The sequence below is a fragment of the Pseudomonas sp. Irchel s3h17 genome, assembly GCF_900187505.1.
In the GTDB taxonomy this organism is placed as follows: Bacteria; Pseudomonadota; Gammaproteobacteria; order Pseudomonadales; family Pseudomonadaceae; genus Aquipseudomonas.
This window is the reverse complement of record NZ_FYDL01000009.1, coordinates 233,944-247,069: the sequence shown is the minus strand read 5'-3', so window position 1 is coordinate 247,069 and position 13,126 is coordinate 233,944. Positions and strand designations below refer to the sequence as shown.

Below are 13,126 nucleotides of genomic sequence, written 5' to 3'. Positions count from 1 at the left end.
CAAGTGCGGGCTTCTGTTTGCCTGGAGAAAAGTGATGACTGATAACGAAAAGGATCGTGACATCCTTGCCCGCACTCTATGGGGCGAGGCCCGCGGCGAAAGTATTGCCGGCCAAATTGCCGTTGCCTGGACGATCCGCAACCGTGTCAACGACGGCCGGGCCAAGTCCTGGTGGGGCGAGGGATATGTCGGGGTGTGCCAGAAACCGTACCAGTTCAGTTGCTGGAATCGAAACGATCCGAACCATGCCTACCTGACCGGCGCTAAGCAGATCCCGTTCCGGGAGTTTGCCCAGGCCCAGATTGCTGCTGAGCAGGTGATCGGAGGGAAAGTGCCGGATCCCACTGGTGGTGCCACGCACTATTACGCGACCACGATGCCAGCGGCGCCCGTTTGGGCGGCGAAGGCCAAGCAGACGCTGCAGCTCGGCCGGCATGTCTTCTTCAAGGATGTGCCATGAGTACGGCGGCGCTGAAGCTGGCAGTTGTCGGTGCGCTCGCGTTGCTGCCGATCACTGCCGTCGGTGTATGGCAGGTGCAGGAATGGCGTTACGCCAAACGGTTAGCAGATCAGGCTGGACTGCATCAGGGCGACTTGACTGTCATCAGCAACGCGGCGGCAGCTCAGGCGCGCGCCGAGCAGGATAAGCGCCTTGCGCTCGAGCAGCGCCTGTCGGCCAGCGACCAATCCCATCACGAGGCTTTGACCAATGCTAAAAAAAATCAGGCTCGCTTGCGCGATCGCCTTGCCACTTCTGATTTGCGGTTGTCAGTTCTCCTCGACACAACGGATCCAGCCGGTGGCTTTCCAGTCCCAGCCAGTACCGATGCCGGCGGCCTGGATCATGGAGGAGCGCGTGCCCGACTTGACCCAGCGCATGCTCAACGAATTGTCGACATTACAGAAGACGGTGACGAAGGATTGATCGCTCTCAAAGCCTGCCAAGCTTATGTGCGAGAAATTAGCCGCTAGATGATAACAATTTGATAAGGGTTCACTTGTTGAAGTAGTCACCAGATAATAGGCGGCTTTCTAAGAAATCTAATAAAGCTAATGCGTCGCCGTCGTACCAGTAGCCTTCCCCATCAATATCAGAAAATAATTTTTCGCCATTAAGGGAGTTTGTGATGATATAGGATGCGAAAGTTGCTGGTAACTTCAGCTCTGATGTAATGTTGAATCGATTACCATGTGCGATTGCATTCCTAATATGTCTTAGAAATTCAAGTTCTGGAGCGCGATTCAGATATTTGACTTTGGAGAATGCATCGCCTACGTGAAGGATTGCTGCCTTTATTGGTATGTTAAGAAATTCAAAAATTTTTCGTGGGTTCGCCTTGATGTATTCTAGGGATGGATTTATTAATAGATGATAAGCGTTTGGACTATTAATTTCTTCATTCGTATCGGTGAGTGATTTTTGGCTTGATTTCGCGCGGATCGTTATTGTGTGTGCACGTTGTACCAATGAGCTGTTGGGGTCGGAAAAACCCGTTATCCCTAGCATGAATGCGGCTATTGGAGCTTGAGCTGTTCTTATTGCGTCCAGTAGCTGTTGCTGAATGAGAGTGTTCATTCGGTAATCTCAGTCCATTTAATATAATTTGTAATCGTCTTATCAAAATGTCATCCTAAGACATTCTTCAGGTAAGTTGAGGATTACGTGATCTTCCAATAAAGGAAGAATTGTCTTGGATACCTTATGAACGACAAAGAGAATGAAGCGATATTCTTTTTCTCGCTTAAAGCTGATCGGCTTGATGAATGCCATCATGTCCATCCGGCTAATTAGGTAATTGATATTTATAGTGGTCTCTTTGTTAAAGTGCGCTTCTCGATTTGTATAGGTTACGGCTTCATGTCTGAAGTGCACTGTCAGTTCTTCGGCTGCGACTGTTGGATCTATAAGTCCACCCCTTTTTGGCTCTTTCAATTTATTGCCTAAAGCTTTGGCAAGTTGCATGCCAAACTCCTGGGCGCTCGTTTGGCGTATGTGCCACTGATCATCGTACTTTGGAAATATATCTCGACAGTCGTCAAGCTTGTTTGCTAGGGATACGCAAAGTATTAGGCTATTGGGAGCTTCTCTCTCGATGTGGATTTTCGCACGTTCGATGAGCATAGTAGTTTGCGTAGAGGTTTTATTTTTTATAGATAGATTATCTATGCTTCCGCTCGTTTTGCCGGGGAAGCGAACCGGATCTGTTTCGGCGCCAAAACCTACACGGACAAAAGGTTGAAAAGTATTGAACCAACGCGTTTCAAGTTCTATGGGGGAGTCGATGATTAAATCAAAAGTAAGTTGACCTTCTCCCTCATCTCTAATTTCTTCAATCTCTGTTTTTCGATAGTAATCCAGCGTTCCGAGTCTAACTGAGCCGCGTTTCATTATATGGTCTTTGCTATGGCAACTTTTAGTAAGGAGCATTGATAACGCCTCTATATCGTCTTTTGGTTTTGGAGATAGGAGTAGGAGGGTATGGCAGAATGCTTTCATATGGCAATACCGATCTTTGCTTTCCGTCTATGTTGATGTGACCTTCAATCGGCGCCACCGGCAGCGACGGGAGTCGTCAGCACAGGCAAGGCAGTCATTCAGTTCCAATGCGCTTTTTGTGGTGCTTAAATAAAAGTTGTCAAGGCTGGTGCTACATATGCCGCTATCCTGTAATCGATCGCTCAATATGAATGGTGGCGGCATGGAAGGGGTAGAGCTAAGTACAAAGATTGAGCGCGAAGCGGACAGGCTTCTCACTCAGATCGCCAAGGCGGACTCGATGATTGTTGCGGCGAAAGCTGGCGCACGCGCTGAGGGATTTGTTCTTGGCTTGGAGTCAGCCCGCGCATTGAGTGAAGCGACCATAGATCGGCTTTACGTCATCTTCGATACCGCGACTGAAGAGCGGCTGAGATCGCTCGCTACGAACTAAAACATCGTCGGGTTTGCAGGTTCAATCGGATTTATGAGGTTGCTCTGTTGGTTGCGCACATTGCCGACTACCCGGTCTACCTTGAACCACTCGAAGGCTTCGGTCGGCTCGCCCTGGTGCATTACCATCTGCTCGGCTCGCTCCAAGGGTGTGGCCGGATCCAGCCATTCCCGGGCTAGTTGCGGCGATAGCGTAACCGGCCGGCGATCGTGAATATCCACCATGCCACCGGCGCTGTCGGCGGTGATGATGACAAAACCGTCGTGATCGCTCGGCTCATGCTCAGCGTTCGGGTATTGGCCGATCGCGGCGCAAAGGATCGGCGATTGATCCCGGCGACGGATCAGGTAGGGCTGCTTCTTCGGACCGCCTTCGTCCACCCATTCAAACCAGTTGTTGATGGCGATGATTGCCCGGTGCGGCCAGATGGCTCGGAAGAAGGGGCCGTGGGCGACTTTCTCGACCCTAGCATTGATTGGCGCAGCGCGGTCCTTGGCCCAGTGCGGACGCCATCCCCATCGAACCATGTCGGCGTGAAGATACTCACCTTCTTGGTGAAAGATGGCCAACTGAGTAGTAGGCGCCGCGTTGTACCGTCCGAAAGGCTGATCGCCGGTGGAGTTAACCAAGGCGTTGGGCATGCTCAACGCAGCGACAAAGTCGTGAATCCCACTATATTGGGAAAGTCTACCGCACATGGTCAGTTCCTCCGCTTCAGCGTGCCCGCCTGCAACTCACGAATGAGCCTCTCTTTTTGGTCGAGGATCAGTTTCAGACTTCGGATCTCGGCCAACTGCTCGGTGGTCTCGGCTTCCAGGTTCGCCATCCACGTCCGCTTCTTTTGGAGTTCGGTCGAGAGCCGGTCGTTCATTTCCACCAGGCTGACAATATTCTCCTTCGCCGCCTGAAGTTGACGCCTCAGATTCTGGATGTCTTCCTCGAGCATGCTTGCATAGTGCTTAACGGTTTCGAGTCGGGTAGGACAGCCGAGCCAGTCGCTGGTGTCCTCGATTTCATACGGTTCCACGATCGCGCCTTTCTTTTACTGGATATTCATACAGTAATTGAAAAGCACTGATCTGACGAGTTGAGGCGACAAGCAGCGTCAAGCCCATCTCAAAAACTTCGCAAAAATATTAACTAAAAGAGCGGCCGGTTTGGATGCGTCAACATCCAAACCGGTCGCCGTCCCTGCAGAATGTCCCTGCAAGTCCAGCCAAGGCTCTTGCTCCGTGCACAAAGCGCGGCGAGCCTAGCACCTGTTTATCCATACAGTAAAGGTCTTGCTATCAATGTCTAGCCCAGTCATCCCTTGGATGGGCGGCAAACGCCGCCTTGCCGATCGCCTCATTCCGCTTTTTCCACCACACGAATGCTACGTCGAAGTCTTTGCCGGCGGGGCTGCGTTGTACTTTATGCGCCCCCAGGCTGCTCCCGTTGAAGTTCTCAACGACATTAACGGCGACCTGGTGACGTTGTACCGCGTCGTGCAGAACCATCTTGAAGAGTTCGTTCGTCAATTCAAATGGGCGCTGAGCTCGCGCCAGTTGTTCGATTGGCAGAAGATGACCCGCCCTGAAACCCTCACTGACATCCAGCGTGCAGCCCGTTTTTTCTATCTGCAGCACCATGCCTTTGCCGGCAAGGTCACCGGACAGACATTCGGTACCGCTACCACCGGGCCCGCCATCAACCTGTTGCGGATCGAAGAAAATCTCTCGGCTGCCTGGCAGCGCCTATCCGGCACCTACGTCGAGAATCTCCCCTGGCTTGAATGCGCCGAACGCTACGACCGTGCCCATACTTTCCACTATATGGATCCGCCTTACTGGCAGACAGCAGGCTATGGGGTGGAATTTCCTTTTGAGAACTATGAGCGAATGGCCGACTTTATGCGGCGCTGTAAAGGCAGGGTCATGGTCAGCATCAATGATCACCCGGATATTCGCCGGGTTTTTGAGGGCTTTCATTTCGAAGCGCTGGACATTCGATATTGCAATACCAATCAACGTCAGGGCAAAGCCGAGGTGAGTGGCGAACTGGTGATCATGAACTGGTCTCCCGCAGAGTTGGGAGGTCTGTTCTAATGCGCCTTTGGGTCACAATCGTTGTGGCCGCGTTATTCCTTTCATGCCTGAGGTTTGGGGGCGGATGGATCCATGGATAGCAAAGTTTTAGGGCATATTTAGGGCAAAATCGAGGCCGCTTTAAGCCGCTGTGGGCTTGCACGGTGGATCCTGCGGCCTGATTTAAGCGGCCTATGGCGGTATGCGCTGTCAGCAGCAGGGGTTCGAATCCCTATCTCTCCGCCATTACATAGAAAAAGCCCCCGTCGCTGAAAAGTGACGGGGGCTTTTTCGTTTCTGGCTTTTTTGTTGGATGTGATGGTGGGCGTGCGGGTTACGGGGGATGTTTTAGCATTCCGGTAAGCGCCTGGAAGACGTTTTGTTCGTCGTTGGGTGAGTTCGTCACACATTCCCGCATCGGCTCATTTCAGCGCACTCACGAAGCCTTGTGCTCGTTTGGGGGCTGAGGTTCTGCATCAAGGCGTCGCGCAATCACATCGAGTAAGTCACAGCCGTCGCGCAGCGGGATGCATATCAGTTGTGCGAAGTCGCTGAGGATCACCGAGTTGGTGGTTATGTCGCCGCGCATCGCGAGATTATCCAGAATCTGCGTAACGGCCCGGATTCGATAACCGGCCGTGTCGAGCAGTGCGTGCAGCGGTTGGGAGGTTTTGACGAAGAGGGTGGGGAGGTCGTCGGTGTTGCTGGTTAACGCCATGTAGTCGTGCATGAGTAAAGCTCCACAAGAACGAGATTTACCAGCCTGTCGTCGCCAAACGAAAGGGTGGCAACTGTGCACAGGTTGGCGAACCGGTGTGGAAGCCGGCAGACCCGAAGGTCTCCCGTGCACAGCTGCCATAACGACAACTCTACAGATGCAAAAACGCCTGCAACCAAGCAAACGCTTCTGCATACCACAACGGGTCGCCAAACCCGGTCGCCATATGGGCGACGGGCGGACTATAAGCCGCGTGGTGAAGGTGGTGCAAGGGATTGAAGTGGAGGAGGATTCTGAGAGATGCGTAGGGATTGCCTTCCGTGACCCAGTGCTGCGACTTCGAGTCTTCAGAAGGCATTATCGAGTATGTGGGAGTTAGAGCGGTGCGAGTTGGATAAATACGGGCGTTGAAAATAAATCCCTCCCCGTTTTTGTTGATATCCAGTTCGACCAAAGCGGAGAGGTCGTCGATGGACTTCCGAAAGTCGATAGGCTTGGGATGCAGGTAGACTTTTTCAACTTTGGTGTCGGGGCGCATCATGGTGGCGGGCTCCTGAAAAAAGATCGGGAACACAGCATTAGGCTTCAACTGGTTGGGTTGAATGTGTACTCGGTGGATCGCATACCTCTCAGTAGTGTTGGCTGGGTATCCCAAACTGCGCAATGACCTGCGTCGTCCGACAATGGAAGAAATCGGATATCGCACCGACATATTTTCCCTCGACGGCATCACCGGTAGTCAGCGCGAATACATTCGCTAGTTGCGGGGGGGGCTGCACCGAGGGGGGAGTTGATGCTGAAACGATCATCACCGGGGAGGGTGAAAATCGCCCTTCCAATTCGTATAGTTTTCTTTTTCGGTAAGGAAGCGGTACCTCAGTGCTTGAAATTTTTTTTGAAAAACCTGCTACGTATTTTTTCGACGTTTACAGCAGCCTTGGATGTTAAAGGTGTCTCATAAGATCTAGGGCGTGTGATTTTTCTTTCAGGGGCAGCGTTTCTTATCACCAGTGCTTTATAAATATGTTCTTTTGCAACTATTTCTCTATAATTCATCGCGCCATCGCTTGTGGAAATGTCGATGCTTCTTGAGAATAAATAATCCTCACCTGCATTCAGTTTGCTAAAGTTTTCGGTATAAACACCAAAGATCTTGGGGCGCCCGAAGCTCATCGGGCCATATGGATCTGCCACTGAATAGGAAAACATCTCGGCAATATCACGGGTTCCGAAGTAAAAGCCTTCACCGAGTAGCATGTTGGTGCTCTTCCCCATGTATTTTGGATCAAGCCCTGCCGTTAGGCTGTCGCTATACTTGTCACTGGTTCCGTGAAACCCAATTAAGTCCCAATTTGATAGTTGCTCATCTGACGGTGATAAAGGGGTAAGTGAAGGTGAAGAGTGCCTTCTTCCATGATAGCTACTATCGAAGTTGTGTGTCTTTTGTATTGCGCTTACCTTGTTGGGTTTTTTGGGTTTTTTAAAAGATCTAAGTATTTTCTTGAATGGATTATGACCATTCGGGTCAATTAGGTTGATAGGGTCGGCCAAACAGTATACATACGAATTCAATCCGCCTTTTCCAAAAGGACTCCAGCGGTCAGGACTATTAAAGCGCATCAATACTGGATTAAATGCTCGATAACCAAGCCCCAATAAATAATGTCCGGTCACAGAGTCAGGCCGTTCGCCGTTAAAGCCTAGCAGACTGGTCAATCCACTTTCAGTGCCGCAGCAACCGTAGGGGGAATAGGTGATGGGTTGTCGCGTGGTAGGAGTCAGAGTGTGCAGTACCGAACGCTGTTGATCAGTGACTAGTAACGTGACGCCAGACTCATCTTCCTGACGGCGCTGCTGCGCCACCAGCAAATTGCCATGCTGCATGATGGAGTGCCGCACTGCACCCTGAACCTCGGTAGCTAAGCGGCTTGTGCAGTAGAAACGCTGGTGCTCGGGGGTGTTTGGCTGTGTGTGGCCAATCAGTCGGTCGAGAGGATCATAGCGATATTCGCAGAGTAGGGCTTTACGTGACGGTGGCATAAGAAGCTACTCCGCAGATCCAATGTGTAGATTCAGTATTGACCGACTTGCGCCGGTTGAGAACTAGCAGAACTATTAGTCTTTCTAGAAAGCCAACGTTTTATGGACGGCCCGTCAGTTGCAAACAATGTGAACGCGCGGAAATGGAATGCAAGCAGACGGCGCTGAATGCAAGCACAGTCGTAGTTAATGTGAGCACTGCGGCTGCTTCAGTCGCAATGACTCCGAGCCTGAAACAGCGGAAGTAGCGTTGATTGTGAAAAGGGGGCGGTGAAAAGGGTGAAAAGGGGACAGACTTACTTTTTGGGTGTTTATTGGCTGTGAAGATGGGAGTTGCGGGGGCTTTCCAGAGGAAGGTTCGGCGCGTCGGCGTATGACGTCCAGCTAACGGTCAACATCCGGGACAGGGCCGTTTATCTGTGCAGCACCGTTCAACCCGCCAACGCATTCAAGACATGCACAGGGTCATTATGAATGGCCTTGAGCAGTGCTTTAGCCGGCCCTGTCGGCTCACGGCGACCTTGCTCCCAGTTGCGCAGCGTGCCGAGTTGTACGTCAATCAGCGCCGCGAACCTGGCCTGGGTCAGACCGGTTGCCTTGCGTATTGCTTTGACTTGCAGTGCGTCAACATGGAACTCGCGGGAAGGCCGACGCTCCCCTCGTACGATTTCATCCATCTGTTGCACGCTTTCCATCAGCTCATCAAAAAATTTGCTCATGATTATCTCCAGTATTCGATGACCGCCTTCAACGCTTTTCGTTCGTCGGCGGTCAGGTCTTGCTGTTCATTTTTGGGGTAGATCATCAATAGTGCGATCTGCGACGCCGAGACGAAGTGGTAGTAAATGACGCGGGCTCCACCTCGTTTGCCATGACCTTTGGCGGCGACCCGAATTTTGCGAATCCCGCCTGTACCTTCGATTACGTCGCCGGCTGACGGGTTGAGCACCAATATTTTCTGCAATGTGATGTAGGCGGCGTCATCCATCAGCTCTTTGGCTCGACGGGTGAAGATCGGGCTCTCAATGAATATCATCGCTAATGTACGCCAATGGCTTACTTTTCAGCAATGATAATCCGGCCTGAGTGGACTTTCATCTGCTCGGTTGTAACAGCGTTTTGAGTAGCGTTCGATCAACAGGCGGGCGGTAAACATGCGATCACGCCAAAACACCATCCCCCCCCACCCACTGAACAGCACACCACCTGCGTGGCACATCCTTGCCGGTGCAGATCTACGTGCTTTACTTCGGCGTGGGCAGTCTGTTCGCGATACTCCCGCTGATTCGCGGCCGCCTGTCCTGGCCATGCTTGCGTGGAGGTTTCTGGTACGTTGCGTTCGCCCTGACCCAGAGCGTTTCGGCTTAGGTGGGCGAAGTCTTGCGCGGTAGCCTGCGTGCGATTCCACGCGGCGAAGTGGAAGCGGCGCGAGCCTATGGCATGCGGCCCTGGCCGTCACCGTCCCGCCGGGCGCGGCGAACCTGGTGCGAACCCACACATTGCGGGCCCATGAGCCACTGCGGGTGGTGGCCGTCATCTACATCATTCTGGTGATCGTGATTGAACAGGGTTTTGCCTGCATCGGCAAAATGCCCCAACGACAGGCCTGATTTCAAGGTGTATGGAAACGTTGGCCTGCGGGCTGATAAGGAGTTTCAGATGAAGTACTCATCGATGGTCAAGCGCATCAGCGGTGAAACCGTCACGGCCTGGGACATTCATTACGCGGCGTGTGAGGCACAGGAGCGGGGTGAAGATGCGATCGTGCTGAGCATCGGCGACCCGGACTTCGCCACCGCCGATGACATTTGCGCAGCGGCGGTCGAGGCCCTGATGCAAGGGGACACCCATTACACCCACGTGATCGGGCGCCCGGTATTGCGTGCAGCGATTGCCGCCAAGCAATCGGCCCTGCTGGGACAGCCGGTGTCGGCCGACAACGTGGCCCTGGTGGCCGGGGCGCAAAACGGGTTGTACGCCACCGCGATGTGCCTGTTCGAGCACGGTGATGAGGTGCTGGTGCCAGCGCCGATGTACCTGACCTACGCCGCGAGCATTCAGGCCTCGGGTGCGCGGTTGGTGCCGATTGCCCAGCCCGCGGAAAAAGATTTTCGCCTGACCCTGGTCGCGCTCGAAGCGCTGGTGACCGACAAGACGCGCGGCATTGCCCTGGCCACGCCGAACAACCCGACCGGCAACGTCTATACGCGTGAAGAACTGGAAGCCGTGGCGCTGGTCGCCCAGCGCCACAACCTGTGGGTGATCAGTGACGAGGTCTACGGGCAATTGACCTATGACCGTCCGCACCTGAGCGTGGCGTCGTTCGAAGGCATGGCCGAGCGCACCATCGTGCTCAACAGCCTGTCCAAATCCCATGCCATGACCGGTTGGCGGGTGGGCTGGGTGGTCGCACCGCTCGAGCTGATCGGCCATCTGGATAACCTGATGCTGTGCATGCTCTATGGCTTGCCGGGCTTTATCCAGGCGGCCGCGCTCAAGGCGCTGGAACTGGATGAGCAGGTGGTCGGCGAGGGGCGGGTACTGTATCGCCGTCGCCGCGACCTGGTGGTCGAAGGGCTGCGCGATGTGCCGCTGCTCAAGTGCAAGGTGCCCGAGGCCGGCATGTTCATGTTGGTCGATGTGCGCGACAGCGGCCTGTCGAGTACCGATTTCGCCTGGCAACTGTTCCGTGAAACCGGGGTGGCGGTACTCGATGCCAGTGCGTTCGGCGCGAGCACCGCAGGTTTTGTGCGCATCTCCTTCACCGTGTCCGATGCCGCGCTGAGCGATGCCTGTGGTCGCATCGCCGGTTTCATCAAGCGGCTTCAGGCGCGCAACTGAGGACGGTGGCCACGCCGGCTCAATCAATCCGCGATGTTGATAGACGGCGCTCCCTGGCGCTTCATAAACTGTCGCCAGTCTTGAAGACCGGGGGCGGTAGATGAATCGCAATGAACTGCGCAAGGCCGACATCAACCTGATGGTGGTGTTTGAAACGCTGATGCTTGAACGCAACGTGACGCGGGCCGCGGAAAAACTGTTTCTCGGCCAGCCGACCATCAGTTCGGCGCTCAACCGTTTACGCGTGATGCTCAACGACCCGCTGTTCATCCGGGTCGGTCACCGCATGGAACCCACCGCACGGGCCGAAGAGCTGATCCAGCACCTTTCGCCGGCGCTGGACGCCTTGTCTTCGGCGCTGAGCCTGACCCGCGAGTTTGATCCTGCCACCAGCACCATGACCTTTCGCATCGGTCTGTCCGATGACGTTGAATTCGGCTTGCTGCCACCGCTGTTGCGCGCCTTGCGCCAGGAGGCGCCGCAGGTGGTGTTTGTGGTTCAGCATGTCGACTATTGGCGCATCCCCGATTTGCTGGCGTGCGGCGACATCACCGTCGGCATCAGCCAGACGCGCGGCTTGCCGGCCAACGCCAAGCGTAAATTGCTGCGGCATATCCAGCCCTGCGTGTTGCGCGCCGATGCCAGCGATACGCCACTGACCCTCGATGAATATTGCGCGCGCCCCCACGTACTGGTTTCACACACGGCCAATGTCAGTGGCTTTGCCGATGAGTGGCTGGCCGAGATCGGTCGTACACGCCAGGTGGTGTTGTCGGTGCCGCAATACAGTTCGTTACCGGCCTTGCTCGCCGGCACCGACATGATCGCCAGCCTGCCGGACTACGCGGCGACCGCGATGGCCGCGTCGGGCCAGTTGTTCAAGGAACCGTTCCCGTTCAAGACGCCGACCCTGGACCTGTCCATGGTCTGGCTCAGTCACGTCGACACCGACCCTGCCGAACGCTGGCTGCGTTCCCGACTCGAAACCTTCATGAGCGAACATGGCGTACCAGAGCCATAGGACCTGTGTCGTATGCAGTGGCAGGGATGCGCCGTGATATATGTAGGACCTTTCAGCAAGACCCCAAGGAGCTTCACAATGCCTCACCTGCACATGGAATACACCGCCAACCTGCCTGAACTCAATGCCGACGTGGCGTTGCTGCGCTTGAACCATGCGTTGGTCGCCTCCGGCCAGTTTTCCGCCGAGTTCGACATCAAGAGCCGTGCGGTACAGGTGAGTCGGTTCCGGGTCGGTACCGGGCTGGGCGAGCGCGGCTTTGTCCATGTGCAACTGGCGATGTTGAGTGGCCGCTCGCCGGCGATCAAGAAGCAATTGTCCGAGAGCCTGTTGGCGGTGCTGCAGGAACTGTGTGCATGGCCGGCCGAAGTCGATGTGCAACTGTGTGTCGAGATTCTGGACATCGACCGCGACGCCTATACCAAGACCGCCATCGGTCATTGATACCCGGTACGCGCTGTCAGGACAGGTCTTGCCCGGTACAGGCCTGGATGACTTGCTCGCGTAGCCAGGTGTTGGCGCTGTCCAGCTCGCTGGCCTGGTTCCACTGCATGTCGAGGGTGAAGCCGGGCAGGCCGTTGGGGGCCTCGCAAGGGCTGTACAACGACCGGTCGACCAGCGCTTGCTGGATGCGTCGCGGCAGGGTCAGCACCAGGTCGGTGCCGCGGATCAACTGGAGTGCCGCGCTGTAGCTGTTGGCGCGGGCGACGATCTGGCGCTTGTGTGCCTGTTGCGCGAGCCAGCCGTCGACCATGTTGGTGGCGGACGTCCAGGGGGTGGGGAACACATGGCGGCGTTCGGCGAAGGCTTTCAGGCTCAAGCGCGGCTCCAGTGGGGCGGCCGCTTGGTCGAGCACGCACACCAGATCGTCCTCGAGCAGCACCTGTGACCTGAAGTCGCCGTGGGCGCGATGGAAGTGGGGGCCGAAGCACACCACCAGGTCGATGGAGCCATCGCGCAGGTCCTCGGCCGGGATGTCGGTCTCCAGTTTCTGCACGTTGATGGTGACCGGCAGGTCGGCGTCATCGAACGCCTTCAACAGGCGCGGCAGGATCAACTGCTCGAAATACTCCGGCGCACAGATGTTGAAGGTCACGGCCTGACGAGTCGGGTCGAAGGCCTGGACCCCGGCATGGCACAGGTTGATGCTTTCGAGGATCTTCAGCACATGGGGGTACATGCTGCTGGCCTTGTAGGTCGCCTGCATGCCGGTGCGGGTGTTGATGAACAATTCATCCTCGAAACTGGTGCGCAGTTTCTTCAGGCAATAACTCACCGTGGACTGGCTGACACAGAGTGAGTCAGACACCCCGGTGACATTGCGCTGTTCATACACGGCGATGAACACCATCAGGTCCTGCATGTCGAGCTTTCTAAGCGAGTTACTATTGAGCATCCGTACCGTCTCGTTCTGCTCGTTGCGCAGGACCTGCGCAAACGTGTGCGAGCGATGCTAACGGAACGATGGTCCCAGGAGAATGGTTTGTAGGACGATTCACTGATAGGTGTG

At 55.0% G+C, this 13,126-nt stretch carries 18 protein-coding genes and 1 pseudogene; 9 read left to right on the top strand and 10 right to left on the bottom strand.

The features are described 5' to 3' along the window. Positions 1-34 precede the first annotated feature (34 nt). Both CKW25_RS15325 and CKW25_RS15320 read left to right on the top strand, forming a co-directional pair. Positions 35-460 (top strand): cell wall hydrolase, encoded by a 426-nt coding sequence (locus CKW25_RS15325; protein WP_095080297.1) that lies wholly within the window; start codon positions 35-37, stop codon positions 458-460. After that, positions 457-972 (top strand): lysis system i-spanin subunit Rz, encoded by a 516-nt coding sequence (locus tag CKW25_RS15320; protein WP_095080296.1) that lies wholly within the window; start codon positions 457-459, stop codon positions 970-972. Before CKW25_RS15325 ends, CKW25_RS15320 begins: the two co-directional genes overlap by 4 nt. A gap of 22 nt (positions 973-994) precedes the next feature. On the opposite strand, the gene CKW25_RS26285 is transcribed toward CKW25_RS15320, so the two are convergent. Further along, positions 995-1,576: a hypothetical protein gene (locus tag CKW25_RS26285; protein ID WP_143497335.1), complete on the bottom strand. Its 582-nt coding sequence runs from the start codon at positions 1,574-1,576 to the stop codon at positions 995-997. 42 nt (positions 1,577-1,618) lie between these two features. Then, positions 1,619-2,389 carry a hypothetical protein gene (locus CKW25_RS15315; protein WP_143497333.1) on the bottom strand — a complete coding sequence of 257 codons (771 nt, stop codon included), beginning with the start codon at positions 2,387-2,389 and terminating at the stop codon, positions 1,619-1,621. Between the two features lie 310 nt (positions 2,390-2,699). Here CKW25_RS15315 and CKW25_RS15310 point away from each other — a divergent pair, with 310 nt between their 5' ends. Beyond that, entirely contained in the window at positions 2,700-2,930 is a 231-nt protein-coding gene (locus tag CKW25_RS15310; protein ID WP_095080294.1) for a hypothetical protein, read from the top strand. On the opposite strand, the gene CKW25_RS15305 is transcribed toward CKW25_RS15310, so the two are convergent. Further along, positions 2,927-3,628: an SOS response-associated peptidase family protein gene (locus CKW25_RS15305; RefSeq protein ID WP_095080293.1), complete on the bottom strand. Its 702-nt coding sequence runs from the start codon at positions 3,626-3,628 to the stop codon at positions 2,927-2,929. The genes CKW25_RS15310 and CKW25_RS15305 overlap by 4 nt on opposite strands. Positions 3,629-3,630: 2 nt before the next feature. Continuing rightward, the gene (locus CKW25_RS15300; protein WP_095080292.1) at positions 3,631-3,957 is read right to left on the bottom strand and encodes a hypothetical protein; all 327 of its coding nucleotides are present in this window, start codon (positions 3,955-3,957) and stop codon (positions 3,631-3,633) included. A 265-nt stretch (positions 3,958-4,222) separates the two neighbouring features. On the opposite strand from CKW25_RS15300, the gene CKW25_RS15295 reads away from it, so the two are divergent. Next, positions 4,223-5,017, top strand: coding sequence for a DNA adenine methylase (locus CKW25_RS15295; RefSeq protein ID WP_095080291.1), 795 nt, complete (start codon positions 4,223-4,225; stop codon positions 5,015-5,017). 415 nt (positions 5,018-5,432) lie between these two features. Here the strand turns inward: CKW25_RS15295 and CKW25_RS15290 are convergent, their stop codons facing one another. Together CKW25_RS15290 and CKW25_RS27090 are read right to left on the bottom strand one after the other, a co-directional pair. Continuing rightward, positions 5,433-5,726 (bottom strand): short-chain dehydrogenase, encoded by a 294-nt coding sequence (locus tag CKW25_RS15290; RefSeq protein WP_095080290.1) that lies wholly within the window; start codon positions 5,724-5,726, stop codon positions 5,433-5,435. A gap of 139 nt (positions 5,727-5,865) precedes the next feature. Beyond that, the gene (locus tag CKW25_RS27090; RefSeq protein WP_256577979.1) at positions 5,866-6,255 is read right to left on the bottom strand and encodes a hypothetical protein; all 390 of its coding nucleotides are present in this window, start codon (positions 6,253-6,255) and stop codon (positions 5,866-5,868) included. Positions 6,256-6,340: 85 nt separating this feature from the next. Between CKW25_RS27090 and CKW25_RS27085 the strand changes: the two are divergent. Then, a pseudogene (locus CKW25_RS27085) lies at positions 6,341-6,527 on the top strand (AAA family ATPase); the annotation flags it as partial. Between the two features lie 63 nt (positions 6,528-6,590). On the opposite strand, the gene CKW25_RS15275 reads toward CKW25_RS27085, so the two are convergent. From CKW25_RS15275 to CKW25_RS15265, 3 genes are all read right to left on the bottom strand, one after another. Next, entirely contained in the window at positions 6,591-7,754 is a 1,164-nt protein-coding gene (locus CKW25_RS15275; RefSeq protein WP_095080289.1) for an RHS repeat-associated core domain-containing protein, read from the bottom strand. Between the two features lie 431 nt (positions 7,755-8,185). Then, positions 8,186-8,473, bottom strand: coding sequence for a NadS family protein (gene nadS / locus CKW25_RS15270; protein WP_095080288.1), 288 nt, complete (start codon positions 8,471-8,473; stop codon positions 8,186-8,188). A 2-nt stretch (positions 8,474-8,475) separates the two neighbouring features. Then, the gene (locus CKW25_RS15265; RefSeq protein ID WP_095080286.1) at positions 8,476-8,790 is read right to left on the bottom strand and encodes a type II toxin-antitoxin system RelE/ParE family toxin; all 315 of its coding nucleotides are present in this window, start codon (positions 8,788-8,790) and stop codon (positions 8,476-8,478) included. A 448-nt stretch (positions 8,791-9,238) separates the two neighbouring features. Here CKW25_RS15265 and CKW25_RS27080 point away from each other — a divergent pair, with 448 nt between their 5' ends. The 4 genes from CKW25_RS27080 to CKW25_RS15245 all read left to right on the top strand — a co-directional run bounded on the left by CKW25_RS27080 (position 9,239) and on the right by CKW25_RS15245 (position 12,060). Further along, complete coding sequence (locus CKW25_RS27080; protein ID WP_256577978.1) at positions 9,239-9,364, top strand: hypothetical protein; 126 nt, start codon at positions 9,239-9,241, stop codon at positions 9,362-9,364. A gap of 49 nt (positions 9,365-9,413) precedes the next feature. Then, positions 9,414-10,595 (top strand): pyridoxal phosphate-dependent aminotransferase, encoded by a 1,182-nt coding sequence (locus tag CKW25_RS15255; RefSeq protein WP_095080285.1) that lies wholly within the window; start codon positions 9,414-9,416, stop codon positions 10,593-10,595. A gap of 100 nt (positions 10,596-10,695) precedes the next feature. After that, complete coding sequence (locus CKW25_RS15250) at positions 10,696-11,616, top strand: LysR family transcriptional regulator (protein ID WP_095080282.1); 921 nt, start codon at positions 10,696-10,698, stop codon at positions 11,614-11,616. Between the two features lie 78 nt (positions 11,617-11,694). After that, positions 11,695-12,060 (top strand): 5-carboxymethyl-2-hydroxymuconate Delta-isomerase, encoded by a 366-nt coding sequence (locus CKW25_RS15245; protein ID WP_095080281.1) that lies wholly within the window; start codon positions 11,695-11,697, stop codon positions 12,058-12,060. Positions 12,061-12,076: 16 nt separating this feature from the next. On the opposite strand, the gene CKW25_RS15240 is transcribed toward CKW25_RS15245, so the two are convergent. After that, positions 12,077-13,012: a LysR family transcriptional regulator gene (locus tag CKW25_RS15240; RefSeq protein WP_095080280.1), complete on the bottom strand. Its 936-nt coding sequence runs from the start codon at positions 13,010-13,012 to the stop codon at positions 12,077-12,079. Positions 13,013-13,126 lie beyond the last annotated feature (114 nt).

Coding starts and splice junctions, on each gene's coding strand:
- CKW25_RS15325 (WP_095080297.1), top strand. CDS start 35: ATGACTGATAACGAAAAGGATCGTGACATCCTTGCCCGCACTCTATGG.
- CKW25_RS15320 (WP_095080296.1), top strand. CDS start 457: ATGAGTACGGCGGCGCTGAAGCTGGCAGTTGTCGGTGCGCTCGCGTTG.
- CKW25_RS26285 (WP_143497335.1), bottom strand. CDS start 1,576: ATGAACACTCTCATTCAGCAACAGCTACTGGACGCAATAAGAACAGCT.
- CKW25_RS15315 (WP_143497333.1), bottom strand. CDS start 2,389: ATGAAACGCGGCTCAGTTAGACTCGGAACGCTGGATTACTATCGAAAA.
- CKW25_RS15310 (WP_095080294.1), top strand. CDS start 2,700: ATGGAAGGGGTAGAGCTAAGTACAAAGATTGAGCGCGAAGCGGACAGG.
- CKW25_RS15305 (WP_095080293.1), bottom strand. CDS start 3,628: ATGTGCGGTAGACTTTCCCAATATAGTGGGATTCACGACTTTGTCGCT.
- CKW25_RS15295 (WP_095080291.1), top strand. CDS start 4,223: ATGTCTAGCCCAGTCATCCCTTGGATGGGCGGCAAACGCCGCCTTGCC.
- CKW25_RS15290 (WP_095080290.1), bottom strand. CDS start 5,726: ATGCACGACTACATGGCGTTAACCAGCAACACCGACGACCTCCCCACC.
- CKW25_RS27090 (WP_256577979.1), bottom strand. CDS start 6,255: ATGATGCGCCCCGACACCAAAGTTGAAAAAGTCTACCTGCATCCCAAG.
- CKW25_RS15275 (WP_095080289.1), bottom strand. CDS start 7,754: ATGCCACCGTCACGTAAAGCCCTACTCTGCGAATATCGCTATGATCCT.
- nadS (WP_095080288.1), bottom strand. CDS start 8,473: ATGAGCAAATTTTTTGATGAGCTGATGGAAAGCGTGCAACAGATGGAT.
- CKW25_RS15265 (WP_095080286.1), bottom strand. CDS start 8,790: ATGATATTCATTGAGAGCCCGATCTTCACCCGTCGAGCCAAAGAGCTG.
- CKW25_RS15255 (WP_095080285.1), top strand. CDS start 9,414: ATGAAGTACTCATCGATGGTCAAGCGCATCAGCGGTGAAACCGTCACG.
- CKW25_RS15250 (WP_095080282.1), top strand. CDS start 10,696: ATGAATCGCAATGAACTGCGCAAGGCCGACATCAACCTGATGGTGGTG.
- CKW25_RS15245 (WP_095080281.1), top strand. CDS start 11,695: ATGCCTCACCTGCACATGGAATACACCGCCAACCTGCCTGAACTCAAT.
- CKW25_RS15240 (WP_095080280.1), bottom strand. CDS start 13,012: ATGCTCAATAGTAACTCGCTTAGAAAGCTCGACATGCAGGACCTGATG.